General features: G+C 68.1%; 22 protein-coding genes and 2 pseudogenes. 11 read left to right on the top strand and 13 right to left on the bottom strand.

Going from position 1 to position 21581, the window contains the following annotated elements:
- Positions 1-7: 7 nt before the first annotated feature.
- Positions 8-319, bottom strand: a complete 312-nt coding sequence (locus ACFQBT_RS08510) for a DUF3099 domain-containing protein (protein WP_377821932.1) — start codon at positions 317-319, stop codon at positions 8-10.
- Between the two features lie 65 nt (positions 320-384).
- Between ACFQBT_RS08510 and fabG the strand changes: the two genes are divergently transcribed.
- The 3 genes and pseudogenes from fabG (at position 385) to ACFQBT_RS08495 (ending at position 4040) form a co-directional block, all read left to right on the top strand.
- The gene (gene fabG, locus ACFQBT_RS08505; protein ID WP_377821930.1) at positions 385-1110 is read left to right on the top strand and encodes a 3-oxoacyl-ACP reductase FabG; all 726 of its coding nucleotides are present in this window, start codon (positions 385-387) and stop codon (positions 1108-1110) included.
- A 1-nt stretch (position 1111) separates the two neighbouring features.
- Positions 1112-1872: pseudogene (gene fabI / locus ACFQBT_RS08500) on the top strand (enoyl-ACP reductase FabI).
- 17 nt (positions 1873-1889) lie between these two features.
- Positions 1890-4040, top strand: a complete 2151-nt coding sequence (locus tag ACFQBT_RS08495) for a tetratricopeptide repeat protein (protein WP_377821929.1) — start codon at positions 1890-1892, stop codon at positions 4038-4040.
- A gap of 48 nt (positions 4041-4088) precedes the next feature.
- Here ACFQBT_RS08495 and ACFQBT_RS08490 read toward each other — a convergent pair whose 3' ends face one another.
- The 5 genes and pseudogenes from ACFQBT_RS08490 to glgC all read right to left on the bottom strand — a co-directional run bounded on the left by ACFQBT_RS08490 (position 4089) and on the right by glgC (position 10001).
- Positions 4089-4853 carry a glutamate ligase domain-containing protein gene (locus ACFQBT_RS08490; protein WP_377821927.1) on the bottom strand — a complete coding sequence of 255 codons (765 nt, stop codon included), beginning with the start codon at positions 4851-4853 and terminating at the stop codon, positions 4089-4091.
- Positions 4829-6856: pseudogene (gene cphA, locus ACFQBT_RS08485) on the bottom strand (cyanophycin synthetase); the annotation flags it as partial. The pseudogene cphA and the gene ACFQBT_RS08490, both read right to left, overlap by 25 nt.
- Positions 6857-6957: 101 nt before the next feature.
- Positions 6958-7809 carry a cyanophycinase gene (locus tag ACFQBT_RS08480; protein ID WP_377825416.1) on the bottom strand — a complete coding sequence of 284 codons (852 nt, stop codon included), beginning with the start codon at positions 7807-7809 and terminating at the stop codon, positions 6958-6960.
- A gap of 24 nt (positions 7810-7833) precedes the next feature.
- On the bottom strand, positions 7834-8754 hold the full coding sequence (gene serB / locus ACFQBT_RS08475; protein ID WP_377821926.1) for a phosphoserine phosphatase SerB: 921 nt from the start codon (positions 8752-8754) through the stop codon (positions 7834-7836).
- Positions 8751-10001: a glucose-1-phosphate adenylyltransferase gene (gene glgC / locus ACFQBT_RS08470; RefSeq protein ID WP_377821925.1), complete on the bottom strand. Its 1251-nt coding sequence runs from the start codon at positions 9999-10001 to the stop codon at positions 8751-8753. Before glgC ends, serB begins: the two co-directional genes overlap by 4 nt.
- 58 nt (positions 10002-10059) lie before the next feature.
- Between glgC and glgA the strand changes: the two genes are divergently transcribed.
- Together glgA and ACFQBT_RS08460 are read left to right on the top strand one after the other, a co-directional pair.
- Positions 10060-11256: a glycogen synthase gene (glgA, locus tag ACFQBT_RS08465; RefSeq protein ID WP_377821924.1), complete on the top strand. Its 1197-nt coding sequence runs from the start codon at positions 10060-10062 to the stop codon at positions 11254-11256.
- Positions 11253-11606 carry a hypothetical protein gene (locus ACFQBT_RS08460; RefSeq protein WP_377821922.1) on the top strand — a complete coding sequence of 118 codons (354 nt, stop codon included), beginning with the start codon at positions 11253-11255 and terminating at the stop codon, positions 11604-11606. Before glgA ends, ACFQBT_RS08460 begins: the two co-directional genes overlap by 4 nt.
- Here ACFQBT_RS08460 and ACFQBT_RS08455 read toward each other — a convergent pair.
- The gene (locus ACFQBT_RS08455) at positions 11590-12336 is read right to left on the bottom strand and encodes a hypothetical protein (protein ID WP_377821920.1); all 747 of its coding nucleotides are present in this window, start codon (positions 12334-12336) and stop codon (positions 11590-11592) included. The genes ACFQBT_RS08460 and ACFQBT_RS08455 overlap by 17 nt on opposite strands.
- Before the next feature lie 32 nt (positions 12337-12368).
- On the opposite strand from ACFQBT_RS08455, the gene ACFQBT_RS08450 reads away from it, so the two are divergent.
- The 3 genes from ACFQBT_RS08450 to ACFQBT_RS08440 all read left to right on the top strand — a co-directional run bounded on the left by ACFQBT_RS08450 (position 12369) and on the right by ACFQBT_RS08440 (position 14282).
- Positions 12369-13154, top strand: a complete 786-nt coding sequence (locus ACFQBT_RS08450) for an ABC transporter ATP-binding protein (RefSeq protein ID WP_377821918.1) — start codon at positions 12369-12371, stop codon at positions 13152-13154.
- Positions 13154-13960: a TrmH family RNA methyltransferase gene (locus ACFQBT_RS08445; protein ID WP_377821916.1), complete on the top strand. Its 807-nt coding sequence runs from the start codon at positions 13154-13156 to the stop codon at positions 13958-13960. Before ACFQBT_RS08450 ends, ACFQBT_RS08445 begins: the two co-directional genes overlap by 1 nt.
- Before the next feature lie 130 nt (positions 13961-14090).
- Complete coding sequence (locus ACFQBT_RS08440) at positions 14091-14282, top strand: hypothetical protein (protein ID WP_377821914.1); 192 nt, start codon at positions 14091-14093, stop codon at positions 14280-14282.
- Between the two features lie 79 nt (positions 14283-14361).
- Here ACFQBT_RS08440 and ACFQBT_RS08435 read toward each other — a convergent pair whose 3' ends face one another.
- Genes ACFQBT_RS08435 through ACFQBT_RS08415 form a run of 5 tightly spaced genes read right to left on the bottom strand, consistent with a single transcriptional unit; the run spans position 14362 to position 16594 of the window.
- The gene (locus ACFQBT_RS08435; protein WP_377821912.1) at positions 14362-14916 is read right to left on the bottom strand and encodes an NUDIX domain-containing protein; all 555 of its coding nucleotides are present in this window, start codon (positions 14914-14916) and stop codon (positions 14362-14364) included.
- Positions 14909-15448, bottom strand: a complete 540-nt coding sequence (locus ACFQBT_RS08430) for a YbaK/EbsC family protein (RefSeq protein WP_377821910.1) — start codon at positions 15446-15448, stop codon at positions 14909-14911. The genes ACFQBT_RS08435 and ACFQBT_RS08430 overlap by 8 nt, the downstream gene beginning before the upstream one ends.
- Positions 15445-15831, bottom strand: coding sequence for a DUF3037 domain-containing protein (locus ACFQBT_RS08425; RefSeq protein ID WP_377821908.1), 387 nt, complete (start codon positions 15829-15831; stop codon positions 15445-15447). The genes ACFQBT_RS08430 and ACFQBT_RS08425 overlap by 4 nt, the downstream gene beginning before the upstream one ends.
- Positions 15828-16463 (bottom strand): HipA family kinase, encoded by a 636-nt coding sequence (locus ACFQBT_RS08420; RefSeq protein ID WP_377821906.1) that lies wholly within the window; start codon positions 16461-16463, stop codon positions 15828-15830. Before ACFQBT_RS08420 ends, ACFQBT_RS08425 begins: the two co-directional genes overlap by 4 nt.
- A gap of 2 nt (positions 16464-16465) precedes the next feature.
- A complete protein-coding gene (locus ACFQBT_RS08415) occupies positions 16466-16594 on the bottom strand; it encodes a hypothetical protein (RefSeq protein WP_377821904.1) in 129 nt (42 codons plus the stop codon).
- A gap of 42 nt (positions 16595-16636) precedes the next feature.
- Here ACFQBT_RS08415 and ACFQBT_RS08410 point away from each other — a divergent pair, with 42 nt between their 5' ends.
- Positions 16637-17593 (top strand): L-lactate dehydrogenase, encoded by a 957-nt coding sequence (locus tag ACFQBT_RS08410; RefSeq protein ID WP_377821902.1) that lies wholly within the window; start codon positions 16637-16639, stop codon positions 17591-17593.
- Here ACFQBT_RS08410 and ACFQBT_RS08405 read toward each other — a convergent pair.
- Positions 17590-18630 carry an LLM class flavin-dependent oxidoreductase gene (locus ACFQBT_RS08405; protein ID WP_377821900.1) on the bottom strand — a complete coding sequence of 347 codons (1041 nt, stop codon included), beginning with the start codon at positions 18628-18630 and terminating at the stop codon, positions 17590-17592. The two genes, ACFQBT_RS08410 and ACFQBT_RS08405, sit on opposite strands and share 4 nt — an antisense overlap.
- 18 nt (positions 18631-18648) lie before the next feature.
- Between ACFQBT_RS08405 and ACFQBT_RS08400 the strand changes: the two genes are divergently transcribed.
- Positions 18649-19419 (top strand): lysophospholipid acyltransferase family protein, encoded by a 771-nt coding sequence (locus ACFQBT_RS08400; protein WP_377821899.1) that lies wholly within the window; start codon positions 18649-18651, stop codon positions 19417-19419.
- Positions 19420-19452: 33 nt separating this feature from the next.
- Positions 19453-21528: a RecQ family ATP-dependent DNA helicase gene (locus tag ACFQBT_RS08395; RefSeq protein WP_377821898.1), complete on the top strand. Its 2076-nt coding sequence runs from the start codon at positions 19453-19455 to the stop codon at positions 21526-21528.
- Positions 21529-21581: the final 53 nt, after the last annotated feature.

The following is a 21581-nucleotide window of genomic DNA, read 5'->3' as shown; positions in this document are numbered from 1 at the left end:
GGCCGCCTCAGCGAAGGTTGTGGTGGGTGTCGGAGGCGGCCGGCGGTAGCTGTTGGTCGGCCCGCAACGGACGCAGCGACCCGCGTACGTCGATCCGGCGCTGGTTGCTGGCGTTGGCCAGGACGACCGCGATGTAGGGCAACAGGATGGCGGCGATCGCAAAAACCCACCGGATCCATCCGTGGGTGAAGATCGCCAGCACGAAGCACAGCGTCCGGATCGTCATCGAAATGGTGTAGTTGCGCATCCGGATGGACTGGTCGCCCTTCGGTGACACCGGCAGATTGGTTGCCGACGGCACACTGGGCTTGTCACTCACCCGTTCAGGATAGGCGCCGCATCGCCGATGGGTACTACCCCCAGTAGTGCACTAACGTCGCGCGGGTGAGTCAGGTCGAAACTCGTCAGCGGAACGTTCTGGTAACAGGTGGCAACCGGGGGATCGGCTATGCCATCGCAGCCGCCTTCGTCGATCAGGGAGACAAGGTCGTCGTCACCTCGCGCAGCGGTCAGGGGCCGGACGGCGCCTACGCCGTCGCGGCCGACGTCACCCGAAGCGACTCGGTGGACGCGGCGTTCACCGAGGCCGAGCAGTGGTGCGGGGGCCCGATCGAGGTGGTCGTCGCCAACGCGGGCATCACCGCCGACACCCTGTTGATGCGGATGAGCGACGACGATTTCGACCGGGTGCTGGACACCAACCTGGCCGGGACCTTCCGCGTGGCGCGACGGGCCAGCAAAAGCATGATCCAGCGCCGGTTCGGCCGGTTGATCTTCATCTCCAGCGTCGTCGCGCTCTACGGTTCACCGGGGCAGGCGAACTACGCCGCCTCCAAAGCAGGTCTGATCGGACTGGCCCGGTCGATCACGCGCGAGTTGGGCGGCCGGGGGATCACCGCGAACGTCGTGGCTCCCGGATTCATCGACACCGACATGACCGCGGCGCTGCCGCAGGCGCAACAGGACGCCTATCTCGCGGCGATCCCGGCCGGCCGGTTTGGCGGCACCAAGGACGTCGCGCGGGCGGTGACGTTCCTCGCCGGTGAGGACGCGGCGTACATCAGCGGGGCCGTCCTGCCCGTGGACGGCGGACTGGGAATGGGGCACTGAGATGGGACTGCTCGACGGCAAACGGCTGCTGATCACCGGGGTCCTGATGGACTCCTCGATCGCGTTCCACGTGGCCCGGTTGGCCCAGGAGGAGGGTGCACAGGTCGTGCTCACGTCGTTCGGCCGGACGATGAAGATCACCCAGACCATCGCCAAACGCCTGCCGCAGACACCCCCGGTCCTGGAACTGGACGTCACCTCGGCAGACGACCTGGATTCACTCGCCGACCGTCTGGGCGAGCACGTCGACGGTGTGGACGGCGTGCTGCATTCGATCGGTTTCGCGCCGCCGGGTGCTTTCGACTTCATGGGCGGGACCTGGGAGGACGTGTCGACGGCTCTGCACGCGTCCGCGTACTCCTTGAAGGCTTTATCGGTCGCGACTTTGCCTGTGCTGCAGCAAGGTTCGGCAGTCGTGGGGTTGACGTTCGACGCAAAGTTCGCGTGGCCGGTCTACGACTGGATGGGAGTGGCCAAGGCCGCATTCGAAGCAACCAGCCGTTATCTGGCACGTGACCTCGGCCCGCGCGGGGTCCGGTGCAACCTGGTTGCCGCCGGACCCATCCGGACCACCGCCGCCAAGTCGATTCCCGGGTTCGAGCAGTTCGAGGACACCTGGTCCACCCGCGCCCCCTCGGCTGGGACGTGCGTGACCCGGAGCCTGCGGCGCGGGCCTGTGTCGCGCTGTTGTCGGATTGGTTCCCGGCCACCACGGGGGAGATCCTGCACGTCGACGGCGGTGTGCACGCGATGGGTCAGTAGCCGCCTACGCTGGGGCCATGACGCGAGTTGCGGTGCGGGTCCTGGAGGGACCGAACCTCTACTTCCCCCGGCCCGCAGCCAAACTCACGTTGGATCTGCCCGAGTTGCTCTCGTGCCCGGCGGCGCGCTTCCTGGCCCTGGCCGGTGATCTCGGCGTACGTCGATCGGTCGTCGGAGTGCCGGACAGCGCCGCGCGGCAACGGGCCCTGATGAGTCTGTTGCCGCCGGTCGTGCGACGCATCTCGCGGGAGGCCGGCATCACCCGCCTGGGTATCCGGGTGCGATCTGGGGAGCAGCCCCAGGAAGTGGTCCTCGCCTGTCCGGTGCGCAGCCGGGGCCGTGCCCACGCGCTGGGCACCGCGCTGGGTGAGGTCCTGGACGCAGCCATCGACGAACGGCTGGACCCGGGAGTCTGGACGCAGGCGGCGGCCACCGTGCGCAATGCGCCGGCTGACGAGACCCTTGCGCCGATCACGCCGCAGGTGCCGGCGGTTTCGGTCACGGGAACGAACGGGAAGACCACCACCACGCGGTTGATAGCGCACCTGGCGATGACGGCCGGGCTGCGGACCGGGTGGAGCTCGACGGACGGTGTTCTGGTCCAGGGGGAGGTCGTGGTCACCGGTGACTACTCGGGCCCGGCGGGCGCGCGGACCGTGCTGAACACACCCGGGGTCGAGTTCGCTGTCCTTGAAACTGCCCGTGGCGGAATGCTGTTCAAAGGGTTGGGCGTCGCCACCAACGACGTCAGCGTGGTCACGAACGTCAGTGCCGACCACTTGGGGATGCAAGGGGTGGACACCCTCGACCAGTTGGCCGAGGTGAAGGCGATCGTCACCAAGGTCACCTCCGGCTGGGTGGTGCTCAACGGCGACGATCCGCGCGTCTGGGCCATGCGCGCCTCCGCTCCGGCGCCGCCGTGGTGTTTCACTCTCAGCCCCGATTCGCCGGCGTTGCGCGAATCTCAGGCGGTGCGCGGCCGCGGCATCACGGTGCTCGACGGTGACATCGTGACGATCGACGAGCACGGTGAACTCGAGCGGTTGATCAACGTCCTCGACGTGCCGATGACGCTGGCGGGACTGTCGCAACAGAACATCGCCAACGCCCTGGCCGGTGCCGCGGCCGGTCTGGCGGCGGGGTTGCCGCGGGACGCCGTGGTCGAGGGGCTGCGGACGTTCGCTCCGGACGTCGCGCACAATCCGGGGCGGATGAACATCTACTCCCTTCGTGAAGCCACCGTGGTGTTGGACATGGCCCACAACGAAGCCGGGTTGGCTGCGCTGCTCACGGTCGCCTCCGGCCTGCGACCACCGGGAGCGGAGTTGTGGCTGGGTCTTGGAACCGGCGGTGACCGTACCAACGAGATCCTGGTCAACCTGGGCGAGCAGGCCGGGTTGGTAGCCGACCACGTCATGCTTGTGCACAAGGAGCATTACCTACGCGACCGCAACAAGGACGAGATGATGAGCCTGATGCGGGAGGGTCTGGCCAGGGCCGGTGTGGTCCCCATCGGCTTGTGCGACGACGAACCGTCAGCTCTGGCAGGCCTCCTGGAGCAATCCCGGCCCGGTGACGTCGTCGCGCTGATGACGCACGAAGACCGGGCGTCGCTGCACGACTGGCTGATTGCTGAGGGTGGGCGGGAGGATGACGCGGCCGCCATCCGGCGAAAGGTGCTGACCGCGGCGGGGCGCCACGAGTTGGACACCGCCATCGACCAGCTGTGGACGATCGAGGATGACCGGTTGCGGATCGAGCGGGCCGCGGAACTGGTCTCAGCGCATCCGCAGGATGCTCGGCTGCGCTACGAGTACGCCGGGACGTTCGACAGCGCGGGTCTGGAGCACGAAGCGCTCGGGCACTACGACCTGGCCCTGCAGGGCGGGTTGAGCGAGCCGTTCCGTCACCGCGCGCTGCTGCAGAAGGCCAGCACATTACGCCACCTGGGGCGGCTGGAGGAGTCGTTGGCCATCCTGGACGCTTTGGCGCAGGAGCGACCGAACAGCCTCGTGGTGCAAGCTTTCCGGGCGTTCACCCTGCACGACCTCGATCGGGACGCGGAAGCGCTGCGCGAGGTCCTGCGCACAGCGCTGGCCGGTTCGACCGATCCGGACGTGGCTCGTTACCCGTCGTCGCTGCGCCGGTTCACCGACGCCATCCAGTGACCGGTCCCGACCGACTGCGATGGCAGGTGACGACGTGAACCGTGCCGGTCAGCTCTGATCCTCGAGGACTTTGCGTAGCTCCTCTTCGTCCTGCGCGGACTGCAGAGCCGCCTGGTCGGACATCTCTCGCGGGTCGAGGTCGGGGTCGCCGGGCTGCCACTCCGTGGTGCGCGATCCGGCCCCCGCTTGGTTGGTGTAGTCCTCCAACTCGGCGACCACCTTGGCGTGCTGGTCAACGCACAGCACCACGAGGTCGCCGGGACGCGCCCGGCTCATGACGTCGCGGGTGGCTTCCAACTCGTCCAGGACCGTCACTACGGTCCGGCAGCGCGCACCGTCGGCAATGGCTGCCTCGACACCCTCGGCGAGCAGCTCCGCAGAGACGCCCTTCTTGCGGCGCCGCAGATTCTCGTCCTCCCGCAGGAACAGCACGTCGAAGTGCTGCGCCGCAATGGCGCCCAGCTCCATGATGTCGGCGTCGCGACGGTCACCAGGCGCACCGATCATCCCGATCCGCGTGACCGGACGCTCGACCGACCGCTCCTTCTGCTGGGCGTACCGCTCGACGAACTCGCCCAGCTCCCGCATGCCGGGCGGGTTGTGGCAGTAGTCGACGAAGACGTCGGCGCCATTGACCTCGGCCTTGTTGAGCCGGCCGGGGGACAGATAGTACGACGTGGTGAAGGTCCGCAGACCCTGCCGGATGTCGTGCAACGGAGCGCCCGCGGCAAGGCCGCTCCCGCGGCGGCCAGGGCATTGGCGACGTTCATCCGGGCGGCGCCGCCGAAGGTCGACGGCAGCAGGTGCGTCCATGCCAGGGGCATGGACCGGCGACCTTGCTTCAGGACGATCATCTCGCCGCGCTCGGACGGCTCGAGTACGACGGCCCGGGCTCCGCGCCGACACCGCTCATCGATGAACTCCCGGATGCGGCTTCCGGGCGGCTGCATCGAGAACCACACGATCGTGCCGCTGCACCGTCGGCGCACGGCTCGTACGAGGTCGTCGTCGGCGTTGAGGACTGCGAATCCGTCGCGCGGAACAGCCTCCACCACAACGGATTTCACGTTCGCCAAATCCTGCAGGGTTTCGATGCCGCGGGTGCCGAGGTGGTCGGCGGCAATGTTGGTGACCACCGCGATGTCGTTGCGGTCGTAGCCCAGACCCTCGCGCAGGATCCCGCCGCGCGCCACCTCCAGGACGGCGAAGTCGACCCGGGGGTTCTGCAACACCATCCGCGCCGACCGCGGACCCGACGCATCCGCCTTGATCAACAGCCGTTCGTCGATCACGATGCCGTCGGTAGAGGTCATGCCGACCTTGCGGCCCATGCCCTTCATGATGTGTGCCAGCATCCGCGACGTCGTGGTCTTGCCGTTGGTGCCGGTGACCGCGACGATCGGTACCCGGGAGGGACTGCCCGGCGGGAACAGCAGGTCGACGACCGGCTTGGCGATGAACTGCGGTTCGCCCACGGTGGGGTGGGTGTGCATCCGGAAACCGGGTGCGGCGTTCACCTCGCAGATCGCACCGCCGGTCTCGCGCACGGGCGCGGTGATGTCGGGGCAGATGAAGTCGATTCCGGCCACGTCCAAGCCGATGACCCGCGCGGCCTCCTCGGCGATCTCGACATTGTCCGGGTGTGCGTCGAAGGTCCGGTCCACCGAGATCCCGCCGGTGGACATGTTGCCGGTGAGCGCCAGTTTGACCATCTCGCCCTGCTGCGGGATGTCACTCATCGCATAGCCCTGGTCGGCGACCAGTTCGACCGCGGCTTCGTCGACCCGGATCCGGGTCAGCACCTTCTCGTGTCCGACCCCACGTCTCGGATCGGCGTTGGTGATCTCCACCAACTCGGTGACCGAGTGCTCTCCGTCACCCATCACGTGAGCAGGCACCCGTTCGGCGATAGCGGCCATGTGCCCGTCGATGATCAAGCAGCGGTAGTCCTTGCCGGTGATGAAGGATTCGACCTGCACCACGCCGCGCCGTGATTCGGCCTCGGCGACCGGGAACGCCTCCCGCACCTCTTCTTCCGAACGCAGGTTCAGACAGACACCGCGGCCGTGATTGCCGTCCAGCGGTTTGACCACGACCGGGTAGCCGATCCGGCGCGCAGCACGCACCGCGCCGTCCTCGGAACGGACCGTCTCGGCTTTCGGCACGGGCAGCCCCGCGGACCCCAGCAGCGTCGTGGTGAGGTTCTTGTCGCCGGCGATGTCGACGGCCAGTGCGGACGTCTGGGAGGTCATCGTGGCCCGGATCCGCTGTTGGTGCACGCCTTGACCGAGTTGGACCAGCGAGTACTGGTTCAACCGGGTCCAGGGGATGTCCCGGCTCACCGCCTCCTCGAGGATGGCGGCCGTGGACGGGCCGAACGCCGTACGGGCAGCCAAGCGCAGGAACTCCTCGCGCTCGGTCGGCCAGTCGAAGCCGGGGTCGTGCTCGACGAGGTCGTTGACCAGCCGCGCGGCCAGCTCGCCGGCCGCGAGACCGACCCGCTCATCGACGTACCCGAAGACGATGTTGTAGCGGCCCGGGACGTCCTTGACCGCGCGGGTCTTGCCCCGGCGCATGTCGTGGCCCGCCTCCTGCTGCAACTGCAGCGAGACGTGCTCGGTGACGTGACCCAGCCACGTGCCTTCACGCAGCCGCTCGACGAAGCCGCCGCGGTAGCCGCGCGAGCAGGTGTGCTCGGCCAGCGCCGGCAGCGCTTCCAGGAGCCGGTCGGTGAAACCGGGAAGGGTGTCCGTGGGATACGCCTCCAGGACCCCCAGGTCCACGACGAGGTGGATGGCCTGTTCGAAGGACCACACGTTGGGTCCGCGGTAGACGCGGCGTTCGGCGATGGTCAGGTCGGGGGCGGGCGGGCCGGACGGTTCGGGACGCTCGGGACGGGACAACGTGGGCCTCCGGGTCAGTGGCGCAGGGCGGCGGCAGCAGCGGCAGTGTCGTGCCGGTCGCGGCTGAAGGAAACCGAGATGTCGGCGTTCTTCTCAACGAAATGGGTCAACGTCGCGGTGGTCAGATCGAAGGTGGCACCGAACGGCAGCGAATGGACCACCGCGCCCGAAACCAGCAGGGGCGCATCGCGTTTGGCTTCGTGGGCGTCGGTGACGGCGGACCGGGCGTCCACGACGAACACCGCGCCGGATCCGACCACGGTCAGTTCGGTCTCATCACGGATCTCGGCCGCGGTGTCCTCGTCGATGCCCATTCCGAGCAGGCTGGGCGAGCCGGCTACCAAGGACATCAGCCGGCCGTAGCGGGCTCGCTGGTCGAAGTGCTGGTCGACGATGACGCCCGTGAGCAGGCCGAGACCGACGGTCAACTGGCTGGAGCGTTGCCGCGGGGTCACTCCCTCTTCGCCCATCGAGATCATGAACTGGCTCATGATCGAGGCCCCGGCGCTCGTGCCCGCGATGACTGTGCCGCGACGGTAGGCACGCAGGAGCGCCTCGCCCATCGGGGTACCCACCACCAACTGCGACAGCCGCAGCTGGTTGCCACCGGAGAGGAACACCCCGGTGGCCTGGTCGAGCCGGGCCACCAGGTCGGGATCGCTGCTGGCGCTGCGGGACGGGGGATTGACCGCGCCGATCTCCTGGACGCCCAGGCGGCTGAACACCGTCGAGTAGACCGATACGACCTCGTCCGGGACCGATGACGCGGTCGGGATGATGACGATGTTGGCGGACCGGCCACCGGCAAGCCGGACGAACCGGCGCAGGATGGTGACTCGACCGACTTTGTCCTCGGCGCCGCCGATGATCAGCAGGGTCCGGGGGCGTCCTCAGTCATGCACTGAGTCTAGGGAGTGCCGGTCGGCAGCGAGCCCCAGCATGAACAGCACGCTGTCCAGATGGGGCTGGTTGAGTGCCGCATGGGCCTGTTCGCGCACGATGGGCTTGGCGTTGTAGGCGATCCCCAGGCCGGCGGTCGCGAGCATGTCCAGGTCGTTGGCACCGTCGCCGACCGCGACGGTGCGCTCCAGCGGGATGCCGAGGGAGGCCGCGATGTCGCGCAGGGTCGCAGCCTTGGCGGCGCGGTCGATGATCGGTCCGCTGGTGCGACCGGTGAGTACGCCGTCGCGCACCTCGAGCGCGTTGGCGCGGGCATGATCGATGCCCAGTTCAGCGGCGAGCGGACCGACGATCTCGATGAACCCGCCCGAGACCACTGCCACCGTGAATCCGTGCTCCTTGGCCGTCGCGATCAGATTGCGGGCACCGGGACTGAGCTCCACCTGCCGGCGGACCTGCTCGAAGACGGTCTGCGGTAGCCCCACCAGGGCAGCGACCCGCTGCGTGAGGGACTCGGCGAAGTCCAGCTCACCGCGCATGGCCCGTTCGGTGACGGCTGCGACCTCCCGCTCGCGACCGGCGTGTGCGGCCAGCAGTTCGATGACCTCCTGCTGGATGAGTGTGCTGTCGACGTCCATGATCAGCAGCCCCGGGCCGGGTTCGTGCAGGGCGGCATCCGTGACGGCGAGGTCGACGTCGTGATCGGCGGCCACCTGGGCCAGAACCGCCCGCAGCGCGCCGATCTCCGTTCCCGTGACCCGGGTTGAGACGGCCGTCAGAGGACGGTCGGTCAGGTTCGCCCAGGCGTCGGTGACGCCGCCCACCGAGGCGACCACTCGACGTACGTCGGCCCGGGCGGCTTCGACGGCGGCGCGGTCAGCGGCAAGGACGACAACGAGAGCGGCGGTCACCCCTCAATGATGGTGCCTTTGCCCACGACGGTGATACCGGACTCGGTCACCGTGAACCCCCGCGCGCGGTCCTGCTCGTGGTCGACCCCGATCGAGACACCGGCGGGCACCCGGACTTCCTTGTCGATGATCGCGTGCTGGATGACGCAATCCCGCCCGATGTCGACCGCGTCGAGCAGCACGGACGCCCGGATGTCAGAGCGGCTGTGTGTGTGCACGTTCAGGCCGAGTACCGACTCATCGATGGTGGAACCGCTGATGATGCACCCGGGCGAGATCATCGAACCGGTGGCCACCCCCTGGCGTTGCTCGGCGCCCATGACGAACTTGGCCGGCGGGAACGAACCGTCGTTGGTCAGGATTGGCCATTCGTAGTTGTAGACGTTGAACACGGGGTGGATGGACACCAGGTCCATGTGGGCTTCGTAGTAGGAGTCCAAGGTTCCGACGTCGCGCCAGTACCCGCGGTCGCGGTCGGTCGCCCCGGGGATCTTGTTGTCCTTGAAGTCATAGGCATAGGCCTCGCCCCGTTCGACGAACGCGGGGATGATGTTGCCACCCATGTCGTGCTTGCTGTCGTCGTCCTTGGCGTCATCCAGCACCGCCTTCACGAGAGCATCCGCATCGAAGACGTAGTTACCCATCGACGCCAGGACCTCGTGCGGGGCGTCAGCCAACGGCTTTGGGTCCGTGGGCTTTTCGCGGAACGCCGCGATCTTGCTGTCACCGGCGTCGGACAGTTCGATGACGCCGAACTGGTCGGCCAGGCCGATCGGTTGACGAATCGCGGCAACACTGGCGGCAGCGCCGGTCTCCACGTGCCGCATCACCATCTGGCTGAAGTCCATCCGGTAGACGTGGTCGGCGCCGACGACGACCACGATGTCGGGCTTGTGGTCATAGATGAGGTTCAGGCTCTGGTAGATGGCGTCGGCGGAGCCGGAGTACCAGCTCTTCCCGCGGCGCTGCTGCGCGGGGACCGGGGTCACGTAGTTGTCCAGCATGCTCGACAGTCGCCAGGTCTTACTGATGTGACGGTCCAGGCTGTGCGACTTGTACTGCGTCAGTACGACCATCTGCAGGTAGCCGCTGTGCGCGACGTTCGTCAACGCGAAGTCGATGAGCCGGTAGATGCCGCCGAAGGGCACCGCCGGTTTCGCCCGGTCGGCCGTCAAGGGCATCAACCGCTTGCCCTCTCCACCGGCCAGGACGATCGCCAGAACCCGTAGACCGCTTCGTCTCGCCATGGGCACAACCTATGACGCCGCGGGTGCATCTGTCGCTACTTGCACTAGCGTCATTCGGGTGAGGATCGACGTACTGACCAAGGAATACCCGCCGACGATCTACGGCGGGGCCGGTGTGCACGTGACCGAGCTGGTGAAGGCCCTGCGCGCGCTCGACATCGAGACCCAGGTGCGCGCGTTCGGCGGACCGCGGGACGAGACCGACACCACGTCGTACGCCGACCTGCCCGAACTCGCCGCCGCGAACGCCACCCTTCAGACCCTCGGGGTCGATCTGACGATCGCCGCCGACTGCGCCGGCGCCTCGGTCGTGCACTCCCACACGTGGTACGCCAACATGGCCGGTCACCTGGCCTCGTTGCTGCATGGGGTGCCGCACGTGATCACCGCGCACAGCTTGGAGCCGTTGCGACCCTGGAAGGCCGAACAACTCGGGGGCGGGTACGCCGTGTCGTCCTGGGTGGAGAAGACCGCCTATCTGGGGGCGGACGCCGTGATCGCCGTCAGCGAGGGGATGCGCAAGGACGTACTTGCCTCGTATCCCACGCTCGATCCCGCTCGAGTTCATGTGGTGCACAACGGGATTGACACCGTGCAGTGGGCGCGCGACGTGTCGCCGTCGGCGGTTGCGTTCGTCGAGTCGGTGGGCGTGGACCCCGCGCGGCCCAGCGTCATCTTCGTCGGCCGGATCACCCGGCAGAAGGGTTTGCCGTACCTGCTGCAGGCGGTGGCGTCGCTGCCACCGGAGGTACAGATCATCCTGTGCGCCGGCGCACCGGACACGCCGGAGATCCTGGCCGAGGTGGAGTCGCTGGTGGCATCGCTGCGGGAGTCGCGCGACGGTGTCGTCTGGATCACCGAGATGCTGCCTCGCCACCAGGTCGTCGCATTGCTCTCTGCCGCAACGGTTTTCGTCTGCCCGTCGATCTACGAACCGCTCGGCATCGTCAATCTCGAGGCCATGGCCTGCGAACTGCCGGTAGTCGGGACCGCCACCGGCGGAATTCCCGAGGTGGTGGTCGACGGACAGACCGGGTGGCTGGTGCCGATCGAGCAGTTGTCTGACGGAACAGGCACACCGGTCTCGCCAGAGACCTTCGTCGCGGACCTCAGTTCTGCTCTGGCACAGGCAGTTTCGGACCCGGAAGAGGCTCGTCGGAGAGGGATCGCGGGTCGGGAACGGGCCATCTCGCACTTCGGCTGGGAGGCGATCGCACGGCGTACGGTCGAGGTTTACGAGTCTGTGCTCCGATGACTGATTCGCTCGTCGATCAGCTGCGGGCGGCGCTGCGCGATGCCATGGTGGAGCGGGACCGCGACCTGGTAGCTGCGCTACGCAGCTGCCTGGCTGTGATCGACAATGCGACATCCAAGGGGATCGCAGCACCTCGAGCAGGAGCGATCGAGGTGAGCGTTGCGGGGTTGTCGGCCGCGGAGGTGCCGCGCCGGCAATTGACCGGCGAAGACATCGAAGCCCTGGTTGATGCGGAGCTCGCGGACCGGGTGGCGGCCGCCGACGAATTGGAAGCGGCCGGGCGCGGCGACCAGGCACAGGTGATGCGGGAGACGACCGAACGCCTGAGGGCAGCTACTCAGCCGGGATGAGACCGGCGAGCCGCAGGGCCGCCGCATTGGTGGCGTGCTCGAGAGCGGTCGTCGCCGCAGCGTTCAAGGTCTGCAACTGGACGGCGACCGCCCCGTCCCGACCGCGGACCAGGTCCGCGGTGTGCTCCTGCGCCACCTCGACCGCCGACAGGATGGTGCCGGCAAGCTCGATCAAGCGGGCGGCCCGTGGTGGCAACCCGCCGGGGAGGGCCCAGTGCTCGCTCGGGCGGGCAACGGCCGGTCGGCGCACTTCGGTAGCGCCCAGGTCCAGCTCCTCCAGCGCCGCCGTGGAGGAGCCCAGCGCCGCCCGAAGCTCACGCTCGGCGATTCCCACGTCGATTCCGGTCAGGCGGTGCTGGGGGACCGGGTCCGCGTCGAACGCCAGGAACTCAACGCTCACACCGACGTCCCTTGCGGCGCCGTACTCGCTGACCACCGGCACCACCACGCCGCCCAGACTTGGGACGAACACGCATTCGCCGTGCTCGGTCGCCGTCTGGCGCATCTGCTCCGGTCCGCGCGGAAGCAGGCCCGGTGCGCCCGGACGGGGCAATGCGCAGGCCAGGACCTGTTCGCCGAACTCACCCCAGTCGGTGAACCGGCCGAGTGAGCCGGCTATGTCATCAACGTCGGGTAGGGCGCGGACCACGGCGTCCTCGACAGGCATGGTGCCGCTCCAGGCGGCGGTCACCCACAGGCTGAGGCGGGTCGAGGCGGGGAGCGCGAACATTCCCTCGATGGTAGGTGGCTAACCTCGGGGGCATGGGTGACGTGCTCGATTTCGACGAGGTGACCATCGTCCGCGGCGGCCGGAAGCTGCTCGACAAGGTCACCTGGGGTGTCGACGAGGGCGAGCGCTGGATCATTCTCGGCCCGAACGGCGCGGGCAAGACCACGATGATGCAGATCGCCGCGGCCCAGATGCACCCGACGTCCGGGGTTGCACGGGTGCTCGATGAGCAACTCGGCAAGGTCGACGTCTTCGAGCTGCGCCCCCGGATCGGCATTGCGTCGGCGGCCCTGGCCAGTCGGATCCCGAACGACGAGCGCGTTGGCGATGTGGTGGTGACCGCGTCGTACGGCGTGGTGGGCCGCTGGCGGGAGTCGTACGACGCCCTCGACCACGGGCGCGCCGTCGAGTTGCTGGATCTGATGGGTGCCGCTCAGCTGGTGGACCGCTCTTTCGGCACGCTGAGCGAGGGGGAGCGCAAACGGGTGCAGATCGCACGTGCGTTGATGGTGGACCCCGAGCTGCTCATCCTCGACGAGCCCACGGCGGGAATGGATCTGGGTGGCCGGGAGGACCTGGTGCGCCGGCTCGGGGAGATCGCCGAGGACGTCTACGCACCTGCGATGGTGATGGTGACCCACCACGTGGAGGAGATCCCGCCCGGATTCACCGACGTGCTGATGCTGCGCGAAGGCCGGGTCGTGGTCGCCGGTCAGATCGACGACACGCTGACGGCGGAGAACCTCAGCACGACCTTCGGGATGCCGTTGGTGCTGGATCAGCACGGTGACCGGTACGCGGCACGCTCCGCCACCTGATGGTCGTCTGGATCGATGATCCGGGTGATGAACGGGTCCGCGACTATTTCTCGTTGACCGACGTGGCCCTGCGCCGGATCCTCGAACCGGCGTCCGGCCTCTACATCGCGGAGTCCGAGAAGGTGATCCGGCGCGCCCTCGCCGCCGGGCACCAGCCGCGCTCGTTCCTGATGGCCCAGCGCTGGCTGGAGGACCTGGCTGACGTGATCGAGATCACGGCGGCGCCGGTCTACGTCGCGTCGCCCGAGGTGATCCGGGAGATGACCGGGTTTCACCTGCACCGCGGCGCCCTGGCTTCGATGCACCGGCCGGCGTTGCCCTCCGTCGAGGACGTGCTGCTCGGTGCGCGCCGGGTGTTGATCTGTGAGGACATCGTCGATCACACGAATGTCGGTGCGATCTTCCGGTCGGCCGCGGCCCTTGGGATGGATGCGGTGCTTGTCACCCCGCGGTGCGCGGATCCGCTCTACCGCAGGGCAATTCGGGTGTCGATGGGCACCGTGTTCCAAGTTCCGTGGACCCGGATCGAGCCATGGCCAGGCGCTGTCGGCAGGTTGCACGAGGCTGGCTGGACCGTGGCGTCGTTCGCCTTGGCCGACGATGCGGTGTCGCTGGACACGTTGGCCGCCGATCCGCCGGCGAAGCTCGCGCTCGTGGTCGGGACCGAAGGAGACGGGCTGTCCCCAGCCACGCTGGCGGCCAGTGACCTGGTCGTGACGATCCCGATGCGCGGGGGAGTGGACTCTCTCAATGTGGCCGCGGCGACGGCGGTCGCCGGTTGGGCCCTGCGAGTGCTCGATGACTGATCAATGGGCGCCGACACCGGCAGCGGTGGCCGCCGGACGAACGCAGTTTGCCGGGCTGGTGGGCTCCGGTCGCTGGACCGCCAGCATCTGGTGCGCGTTCGCAACGCCAACGGCGTGCCAGAGTGATCGCATGAGAGGTGAGGCAAGCAAACAGCTGCGTAGACCCGAGGTGTGGATGCTCCTGGTCATCGGAACACTGCTCATCGCCGTCGGTCTGATGATCATGAGCCTGCCGTCAGGCCGGGGAATCGGTGCGGTGCCACTCATCGTCGGTGCTGGTGTGTTCGGGATGGCCATCGCCACCATTGTGCGAGGCGGCTAGCAAGCGAGTCTGTTTCTGAGGAGAACCCGGGTTATGAGGATGCAAAGCCGGCTATTGCTCCTCAGAAACGTCACTCTCCTCAGGAACTGCGGGCACGGGCGTCGATAGCGGTGACGAAGCGGGCGAGATGCGGGTCGGTGGTGCTCGGGTCCAGTTTGGCGGCCTCCTCGAAGGAGTACCACCGCACGCTGGCCATCTCGCGTCGATCGATCTGCACGTCGTCGTCCTGGCTGAGGCCAATTGCGTACCAGAGGCTCACGTCAGTGTGCACCTCGCGGTTGGTCTCGGTGATGGTCACCAGAAGCGGCTCGTCGGTGAGGAGCCGCGCGTCAACACCTAACTCCTCCAGGCACTCCCGACGTACGGCGTCCCGCGGGTCTTCGTCGATCTCGACGTGCCCGCCGGGCGGCAACCAGAGACCCGACCGGAGATGTTCTTCCAGCAACAGTGTCCGCCGAGTGGTGTCTACCGGGACGAAGTAGGACACCAGGTGCGGAGACGGGGTCGCCGGTCGCTCGAGCCGGAACAAGTCCGCCCCGCTGTCGATCCATGCGAGTGCGCCCTGAATGTGCTGGCGCGCCAGATCATCGACCGGGGCAATCGAAGCGATCGCTGCGCGGACGACGTCACGCATCGACGATGCGGGCCATGCTGTCGATGACGGTGACGTTCGGTAGCTCTGCGGCGCGGGCGCCGGGCAACCGCAGCTTGCCGGCGCGGATGCCGGAGCCAATGACGATCGAGGAGCGTTGCAGCACAGCCGCATCCACCAACACCGGCCACTCCTGCGGTAGGCCGATCGGTGTGATGCCGCCGTACTCCATCCCGCTGCGTGACACGGCGTCATCCATCGCCATGAAGGAGATCTTGCGTACGTCCAGGTGCCGTCGCACCACGTTGTTGATGTCGGCGCGCGTGTTGGCCAGCACCAACAGCGCGGCGACCCGTTCCACACCGTCGCGTTTGCCGGCGACGATGACACAGTTCGCCGAATCAGCCGGATCGAGACCGGTGGCGGCCACCAGTGCCGCGGTGTCGCTGATGGCCGGATCGATTGCGACCGCCTCAACCTCGTCGGCGAAGGAGAGCCCCTCGACAGCGGCGGCCGTCGACGGCGCCATGAGTTCGGGGTGGGCGGTGGCGGGCTTCCAGACCAGTGACGTCATGTCACCAGTTTCTTCACCAGGCGCTGAAGCTCCGCCGCGGGGTCTGCCGTGACGCCACCGTGCACCGGTCCGGGCTGTAGAACGGTGCTGCGCGGCGCCGACAGCCATCCGAAGCGTTGCCCCGGTTTGGCGTGCTGCGGTAGCCCCGGCGGCGGATCGTCGTCGCACACTCGTTCCAGCGCGGCCAACGACTGGGCCAGCGCATGCAGATCGACCGCCGGCGAAAAGGCTCGCAGTCGCAGTGCGTCCAGTTCGTAGGCGACACCCAGGAAGTCCGCCAACTGCGCGTAGAGCACGACACCGACGTTGACGAATTCCTCCCGGTCGACCGCGGGCACGTAGCGCAGGACGACGTACTGATAGCCGTAGTCGCTGGCCGTCACGGCAGATCCTCGGGCAGCCACGCGGCCGGGTTCGCCACCCGCGCCAGGAGGTGATCGACGTACGCCGATCGCACACTGGCCGTGGACGGCAACCACTCCGTGGTCTCCAGCCACTCCTCGGGGACCAGGTCGACCACCTCGGACAGTAGATCGGGGGTCACCACCTCGGACAGGCGGGCGTGGGTCCCCACCAGGTCACGGGCGATCGGTCGCAAGATGTGGCTGTCCGCGTCGTAGGGCTGTTCGGCGAACCGGGAGGGCGAGGGCGCCCGCGTCGGCCAGGCGTGCTGGAAGTACAACGCCGCGCCGTGGTCGATGCACCACGTCTCGCCATGCCACACCAGCAGATTCGGGTTGCGCGGGGTGCGATCGATGTTGGCGGTGAACGCATCCAGCCAGAGGATCTCGGCCGCGATCGACGCAGCGGGAGGTGCGGACCCGTCGTACCCGAAGGCACCGGGCAGCAGGTCGACACCCAGGTTCAACCCGATACTCGCGGTGAGCAGGTCCTGCACCTCCTCATCCGCTTCGTACTTCGCAATCGGCGCGGGCAACTCGATGGCTTTCAGCGCCGGAACCCGGATGCCCAGGGCCCGGCCGAGTTCGCCGACGATGACCTCGGCGACCAGCACCTTCAGGCCCTGTCCCGCCCCCGGAACTTCAGCACCCAGGTGCCGTCATCGTCGGCCTCCACGACCCCGGGCAGCGAGCCGCCCTCGCGCAGCGGCGTCACGTAACGGATCGCACGGGCGGTAGGCAGCACGCAACGAGCCTATCGAGGTGGAGGAACCGACAAGATGGACCCATGAACCACACCCAGGGCAGCAAGGTCTCGATCATCGGCGCCGGAGCGGTAGGTGCGACCACGGCGTACGCGCTGCTGATGAGGGGATCGGCGCGGACAGTGGCACTGATGGACATCAACCAGGCCAAGGTGGACGCGGAGGTCCTCGACCTCGCGCACGGTTCGCAGTTCACCTCAGCGGCCTCGGTGATCGGCGGAACCGATGCGGCGGTCTGCGCCGACTCCGACATCATCGTGTTCACCGCCGGCGCCAAGCAGAAGCCGGGTCAGACCCGCCTTCAGCTGGCCGAGACGACAGTCCGGCTGGCGCAGAAGGTGCTGCCCGATCTGGTCGACGTCGCCCCCAACGCCATCCACGTGCTGGTCACCAACCCCGTCGACATCGTCACGTACGCCGCGTTGAAGGCCACCGGGCTGCCGCCGAACCAGGTGTTCGGCTCCGGAACGGTGCTGGACTCCTCACGACTGCGGTACCTGGTCGCACAACACACCGGTGTAGCCGTGCAGAACGTGCACGCCTACATCGCCGGCGAGCACGGTGACTCCCAGATCCCGTTGTGGTCCTCGGCGACGATCGGCGCCATCCCGCTGATGAACTGGACTCCGTTGCCGGGTTTTCCGGAGTTCGACCAAACCGTCCGGGACGAGATCGCCCACGAGGTGGTCCACTCGGCGTACCAGATCATCGAGGGCAAGGGCGCGACGAACTACGCGATCGGGCTGGCCACCGCGCGGATCGTGGAGGCCGTCCTCGGCGACGAACGACGCATCCTGCCGGTGTCGACCCTGGCCACTGGTTTCCACGGGATCGGAGAGGTGTGTCTCTCCTTGCCGTCCGTCGTCGACCGCCGGGGCTGTGACGTACGACTCGACACGCCGCTGTCGGACCAGGAGGAAGCCGGCCTGCTCAGCTCGGCGACCACGCTGCGCGGCATGATCGAGCAGTTCGGGCTCTAGCTCCAGGCCTTCATCAGCAACTCGTAGGATGCGATCCGCTCGGCGGGGTCGTGCACGTTGGTGGTGATCATCAGCTCGTCGGCGCCGCACGCGGCCGCGCGTTGTGCGATCCCCTCGGCAACCCGATCGGCCGTGCCCACCGTGGCGAACCGGGCGAAACCGGCGGCGATCTGCTCATCGACGGGCGTCCAGTCGTAGGCCGCTGCCTCATCCGGCGAGGGCAACGGGCCCGGGCGGTTCTGGCGCAGGCGAACCATCGACAAGGCGGCCGCCCGCTGGAGTTCGGCAGCGCGATCAGCGGTCTCGGCGACGATGGCCGCTACCGCGAGCATGCTGTGCGGTTCGGTCAGCGCTCCCGGTTTGCCGGTTGGGCGGAACTCCTCGCGGTAGATCTGCATCGCCTCGCGCGGATCCGCTTCGCCGAAGTGCCCTGCGTAGGCGAAAGCGACGCCCGCCGCGGCAGCCGCCTGCGCGCCGTACAGGCTGGAGCCCAGGATCCACACGGGAGGCAGCGGTACGTCGGTCGGCTGGGCCGAGATCGGGGCGAACGGGTGATCGGCGGGGAACCCCTCGACGTACGCCAACAACTCGGCGTACTGCTGGGGGAAGTCGTTGGCAATCAGCGCTTCCCGGCTGCGCCGCAACGCCAGCGCGGTCAGCTGGTCGGTGCCGGGAGCGCGCCCGAGCCCGAGGTCGATCCGGCCGGGGTGCAGGGCCTCCAGGACCCGGAACAGCTCGGCCACCTGTAGCGGCGCGTGGTTGGGCAGCATGATCCCGCCGGCCCCGACGCGGATGGACTCGGTGTGATCGGCCACGGTCGCGATCATCACCACGGGCGCGCTGCTCGCGACGCTGGGGATGTTGTGATGCTCAGCGACCCAGAAACGGTGGTAGCCGAACGACTCGGCGGCCTGCGCGAGCCGCACGGTCTCGCGCAGGGCCTGCGAGCCGGTGCGGCCGGATGCGATGGGGGACAGATCCAGGACGGATAGCGGGATGCTCACGCACAGTGCAACCCGGCGGACCCGGGCGCGCATTCCGCCTAAGCTGGGCGGATGGAGCCTTTCTACGGGAGCATCATCCGCATTGCGCAGGGAACCTTCGCGGCCCAGGGCCTGAAAGTCACCCGGATCGGCTCGGAGAACATCCCACGCACGGGCGGTGCGGTGATCGCACTGAACCACATCGGCTACATGGACTTCGCCCTGGCCGGTTACGCCGCCCTCGATGCCGGGCGCAAGGTCCGCTACATGGCCAAACAGGAGGTCTTCGACCACAAGATCTCCGGCCCCATGATGCGCGCGATGAAGCACATCCCGGTGGACCGCTCGGCCGGTGTCGGTGCCTTCAATGCCGCGGTCGATGCGCTGAAGCACGGCGAGCTGGTGGGCGTCTTCCCGGAGTCGACCGTCTCGCGGTCCTTCGAACTGCGCAGCTTCAAAACCGGCGCGGTGCGGATGGCTGCGCAGGCCGGGGTGCCGGTGCTGCCGCAGATCGTCTGGGGTTCGCAGCGGATCTGGACCAAGGGTCATCCCAAGCGGCTCGGCCGCACCAATGTGCCCATCACCATCCGCACCGGGGAGCCCATCTCCATCGACCCGGACGCGGATGCCGAGGTCGCCACCAAGGATCTGCATGCGGTGATGGAGCAGATGCTGCACGAGGTGCAGGAGGCCTACGAGCCGCTGACCGGCGACGACCTGGTCTTCCTCCCGGCCCGGATGGGCGGCAAGGCCCCGACGATGGAGGAGGCGGCCAAGATCGAGGACGCAGAACTTGCGCGGAAGAAAGCTGCGCTGGCAGCGCGTCGAGCACAGCAGTCCTGAGCGTTGTCGGTGCCGCCTGACACCGTCTCGGGCATGTCCACATCCACGTTGTCTCCCGTCGCCGTCCGCACCCTTGAGGCGCTGGCCGGTCCCGGTGCGCAACTGCGGGACGGTCAGGGCGAAGCACTCGATGCGCTGTTGCAACCCGGCGCACGGGTCCTGGTGGTGCAGGCCACCGGTTGGGGCAAGTCAGCGGTCTACTGGATCGCGACGGCCACGTTGCGCAGCCAGGGATCGGGTCCCACTCTCGTCGTGTCGCCGTTGCTGTCGCTGATGCGCGATCAGGTGGCCGCCGCCGAGCGAGCCGGGTTGCGAGCGGCCACGCTGAACAGCGCGAATTTCGACGACTGGTCGACCGTGGAATCTGCTGTGTCGGCCGACGAACTCGACGTGTTGCTGGTCTCGCCCGAGCGCCTGGCGAACCCCGCTTTCGGAGAGCGGGTCATGTCGGCGCTGGCGGGGCGGTTGGGTCTGCTGGTGATCGACGAAGCCCACTCGATCTCCGACTGGGGCCATGATTTCCGGCCCGACTACCGCCGGCTGGCTCGCTTGCTACCGCGCCTGTCGCCCGCGGCTCCGGTGCTGGCGACCACCGCAACAGCCAACTCACGCGTCGTGGATGACGTGGCGGCACAACTGGGTTCAGCAACAACGGTGCTGCGCGGGCCGCTGGCCCGGCGCAGTCTGCACCTGGCCGTGCTACCGCGCCTCGATCCGCTGTCCCGCTACGCCTGGGTGGTGGCCAACCTGCCGGCACTGCCCGGCAGCGGCATCATCTACACCCTGACCGTGGCCGACGCCGAGCGTCTCGCGGATACCATCACTGCGGAGTACGGCGATCGGTTCCCGGTCGCGGCGTATACCGGCGGGGTCGACGCGGACACCCGGCTGCGCCTGGAGGAGTCACTTCGGGACAACACGGTCAAGGCGCTGGTCGCCACCTCCGCGCTCGGCATGGGATACGACAAACCCGACCTGGGCTTCGTGGTGCACGTCGGAGCACCGCCGTCTCCGGTGGCGTACTACCAGCAGGTCGGTCGCGCGGGCCGCGCCATCGACTCCGCGCTCGCGCTGCTGTTGCCCGCTTCTTCCGACGATGCCGTGTGGGACTACTTCGCCACGGCCACGATCCCTTCGGCGGCCGAGGTCACACGGTTGCTCGGTTTGCTCTCTGACCAGCCCCAGTCGATTCCGGCGCTGGAGGCCGAGTCCGGGATCCGTCGCTCGCGGGTCGAGCTGCTGCTGAAGCAACTGGCCGTCGAGGAGGTCGTCTCCCGCACCGCGGACGGGTGGGTCAGCACCGGTGCTTCGTGGTCGTTCGACCAGTCGCACTACGACGGTGTTCTCGCCCAGCGCAGGGCCGAGGCGGACATCATGCGGGCTTACGTGCGCGGCGAGCGCTGCTTGATGCAGTTGCTGCAGCAGGCGCTCGATGACCCTACGGCGACGCCGTGCGGCCGGTGCAGTGTGTGCCTGGGCAGCCTGCCGGACGGTGTGAGCGCGCAGATCCCACCGGACGCGATTGCCAGTGTCCGGTCCAGGCTGCGCACCGGCAGCCAGGTGCTCGAGCCGCGCAAGATGTGGCCGGGCGGTGCCTTCGGCACGAAGGGCCGGATCCCACCGCAGCTGCAGGCCGACCCCGGCCGGGTGCTGGTGCACGCCGACGCCGTGGAATGGGCTACCGAGTTGGCGGGGCCGTTGTCCTCCGATGGGCCGGCGTCTGATGACCTGCTCGACGCAGCGGTGAGCTGCCTTGTCGGATGGAAGGATTCGTGGTCGAGCCGCCCCACGTTGATCGTGACCCTAGCCGCTGCGAACCGCCGCGCGTTGGTCCTGTCGGTCGCCGAACGCCTGGCAGTAGCGGGCCGGCTGCCCACGGCCTCGTGGGATGTGTCGCTGACCGGTCACCCGGGCTCGGCCGCCTCCGGCGAGGAGGCAGCGTGGTGGCGCGGCACGCTGGTCGATCCGCCGCAGGTGGCGGGTGAGCAGGTGTTGTTGGTGGTGGACGAAACCTCATCGGGATGGGTGTCCACAGTGGCGGCGGCCGCGCTTCGCGAAGCCGGGGCCACCGGCGTCCTGCCGTTGATCGTTCATCGCACCGTGGGGTAGCGCATCACGCACCGTGCAGGCGATGCACCCCGCAGGAGGGTACGCCGAGCGCC

This window comes from Branchiibius cervicis (genome assembly GCF_042661605.1).
Classification (GTDB): domain Bacteria; phylum Actinomycetota; class Actinomycetes; order Actinomycetales; family Dermatophilaceae; genus Branchiibius; species Branchiibius cervicis.
The sequence above is the reverse complement of the archived record's forward strand: the minus strand, read 5'-3'. Positions and strand labels throughout refer to the sequence as shown.

What these genes read in the sequence shown, in the direction of transcription:
- ACFQBT_RS08495 (WP_377821929.1), top strand. Translation starts at nt 1,890, where the DNA reads ATGACGCGAGTTGCGGTGCGGGTCCTGGAGGGACCGAACCTCTACTTC.
- ACFQBT_RS08490 (WP_377821927.1), bottom strand. Translation starts at nt 4,853, where the DNA reads ATGGACGCACCTGCTGCCGTCGACCTTCGGCGGCGCCGCCCGGATGAA.
- glgC (WP_377821925.1), bottom strand. Translation starts at nt 10,001, where the DNA reads ATGGCGAGACGAAGCGGTCTACGGGTTCTGGCGATCGTCCTGGCCGGT.
- ACFQBT_RS08460 (WP_377821922.1), top strand. Translation starts at nt 11,253, where the DNA reads ATGACTGATTCGCTCGTCGATCAGCTGCGGGCGGCGCTGCGCGATGCC.
- ACFQBT_RS08455 (WP_377821920.1), bottom strand. Translation starts at nt 12,336, where the DNA reads ATGTTCGCGCTCCCCGCCTCGACCCGCCTCAGCCTGTGGGTGACCGCC.
- ACFQBT_RS08450 (WP_377821918.1), top strand. Translation starts at nt 12,369, where the DNA reads ATGGGTGACGTGCTCGATTTCGACGAGGTGACCATCGTCCGCGGCGGC.
- ACFQBT_RS08445 (WP_377821916.1), top strand. Translation starts at nt 13,154, where the DNA reads ATGGTCGTCTGGATCGATGATCCGGGTGATGAACGGGTCCGCGACTAT.
- ACFQBT_RS08440 (WP_377821914.1), top strand. Translation starts at nt 14,091, where the DNA reads ATGAGAGGTGAGGCAAGCAAACAGCTGCGTAGACCCGAGGTGTGGATG.
- ACFQBT_RS08435 (WP_377821912.1), bottom strand. Translation starts at nt 14,916, where the DNA reads ATGCGTGACGTCGTCCGCGCAGCGATCGCTTCGATTGCCCCGGTCGAT.
- ACFQBT_RS08430 (WP_377821910.1), bottom strand. Translation starts at nt 15,448, where the DNA reads ATGACGTCACTGGTCTGGAAGCCCGCCACCGCCCACCCCGAACTCATG.
- ACFQBT_RS08410 (WP_377821902.1), top strand. Translation starts at nt 16,637, where the DNA reads ATGAACCACACCCAGGGCAGCAAGGTCTCGATCATCGGCGCCGGAGCG.
- ACFQBT_RS08405 (WP_377821900.1), bottom strand. Translation starts at nt 18,630, where the DNA reads ATGCGCGCCCGGGTCCGCCGGGTTGCACTGTGCGTGAGCATCCCGCTA.
- ACFQBT_RS08400 (WP_377821899.1), top strand. Translation starts at nt 18,649, where the DNA reads ATGGAGCCTTTCTACGGGAGCATCATCCGCATTGCGCAGGGAACCTTC.
- ACFQBT_RS08395 (WP_377821898.1), top strand. Translation starts at nt 19,453, where the DNA reads ATGTCCACATCCACGTTGTCTCCCGTCGCCGTCCGCACCCTTGAGGCG.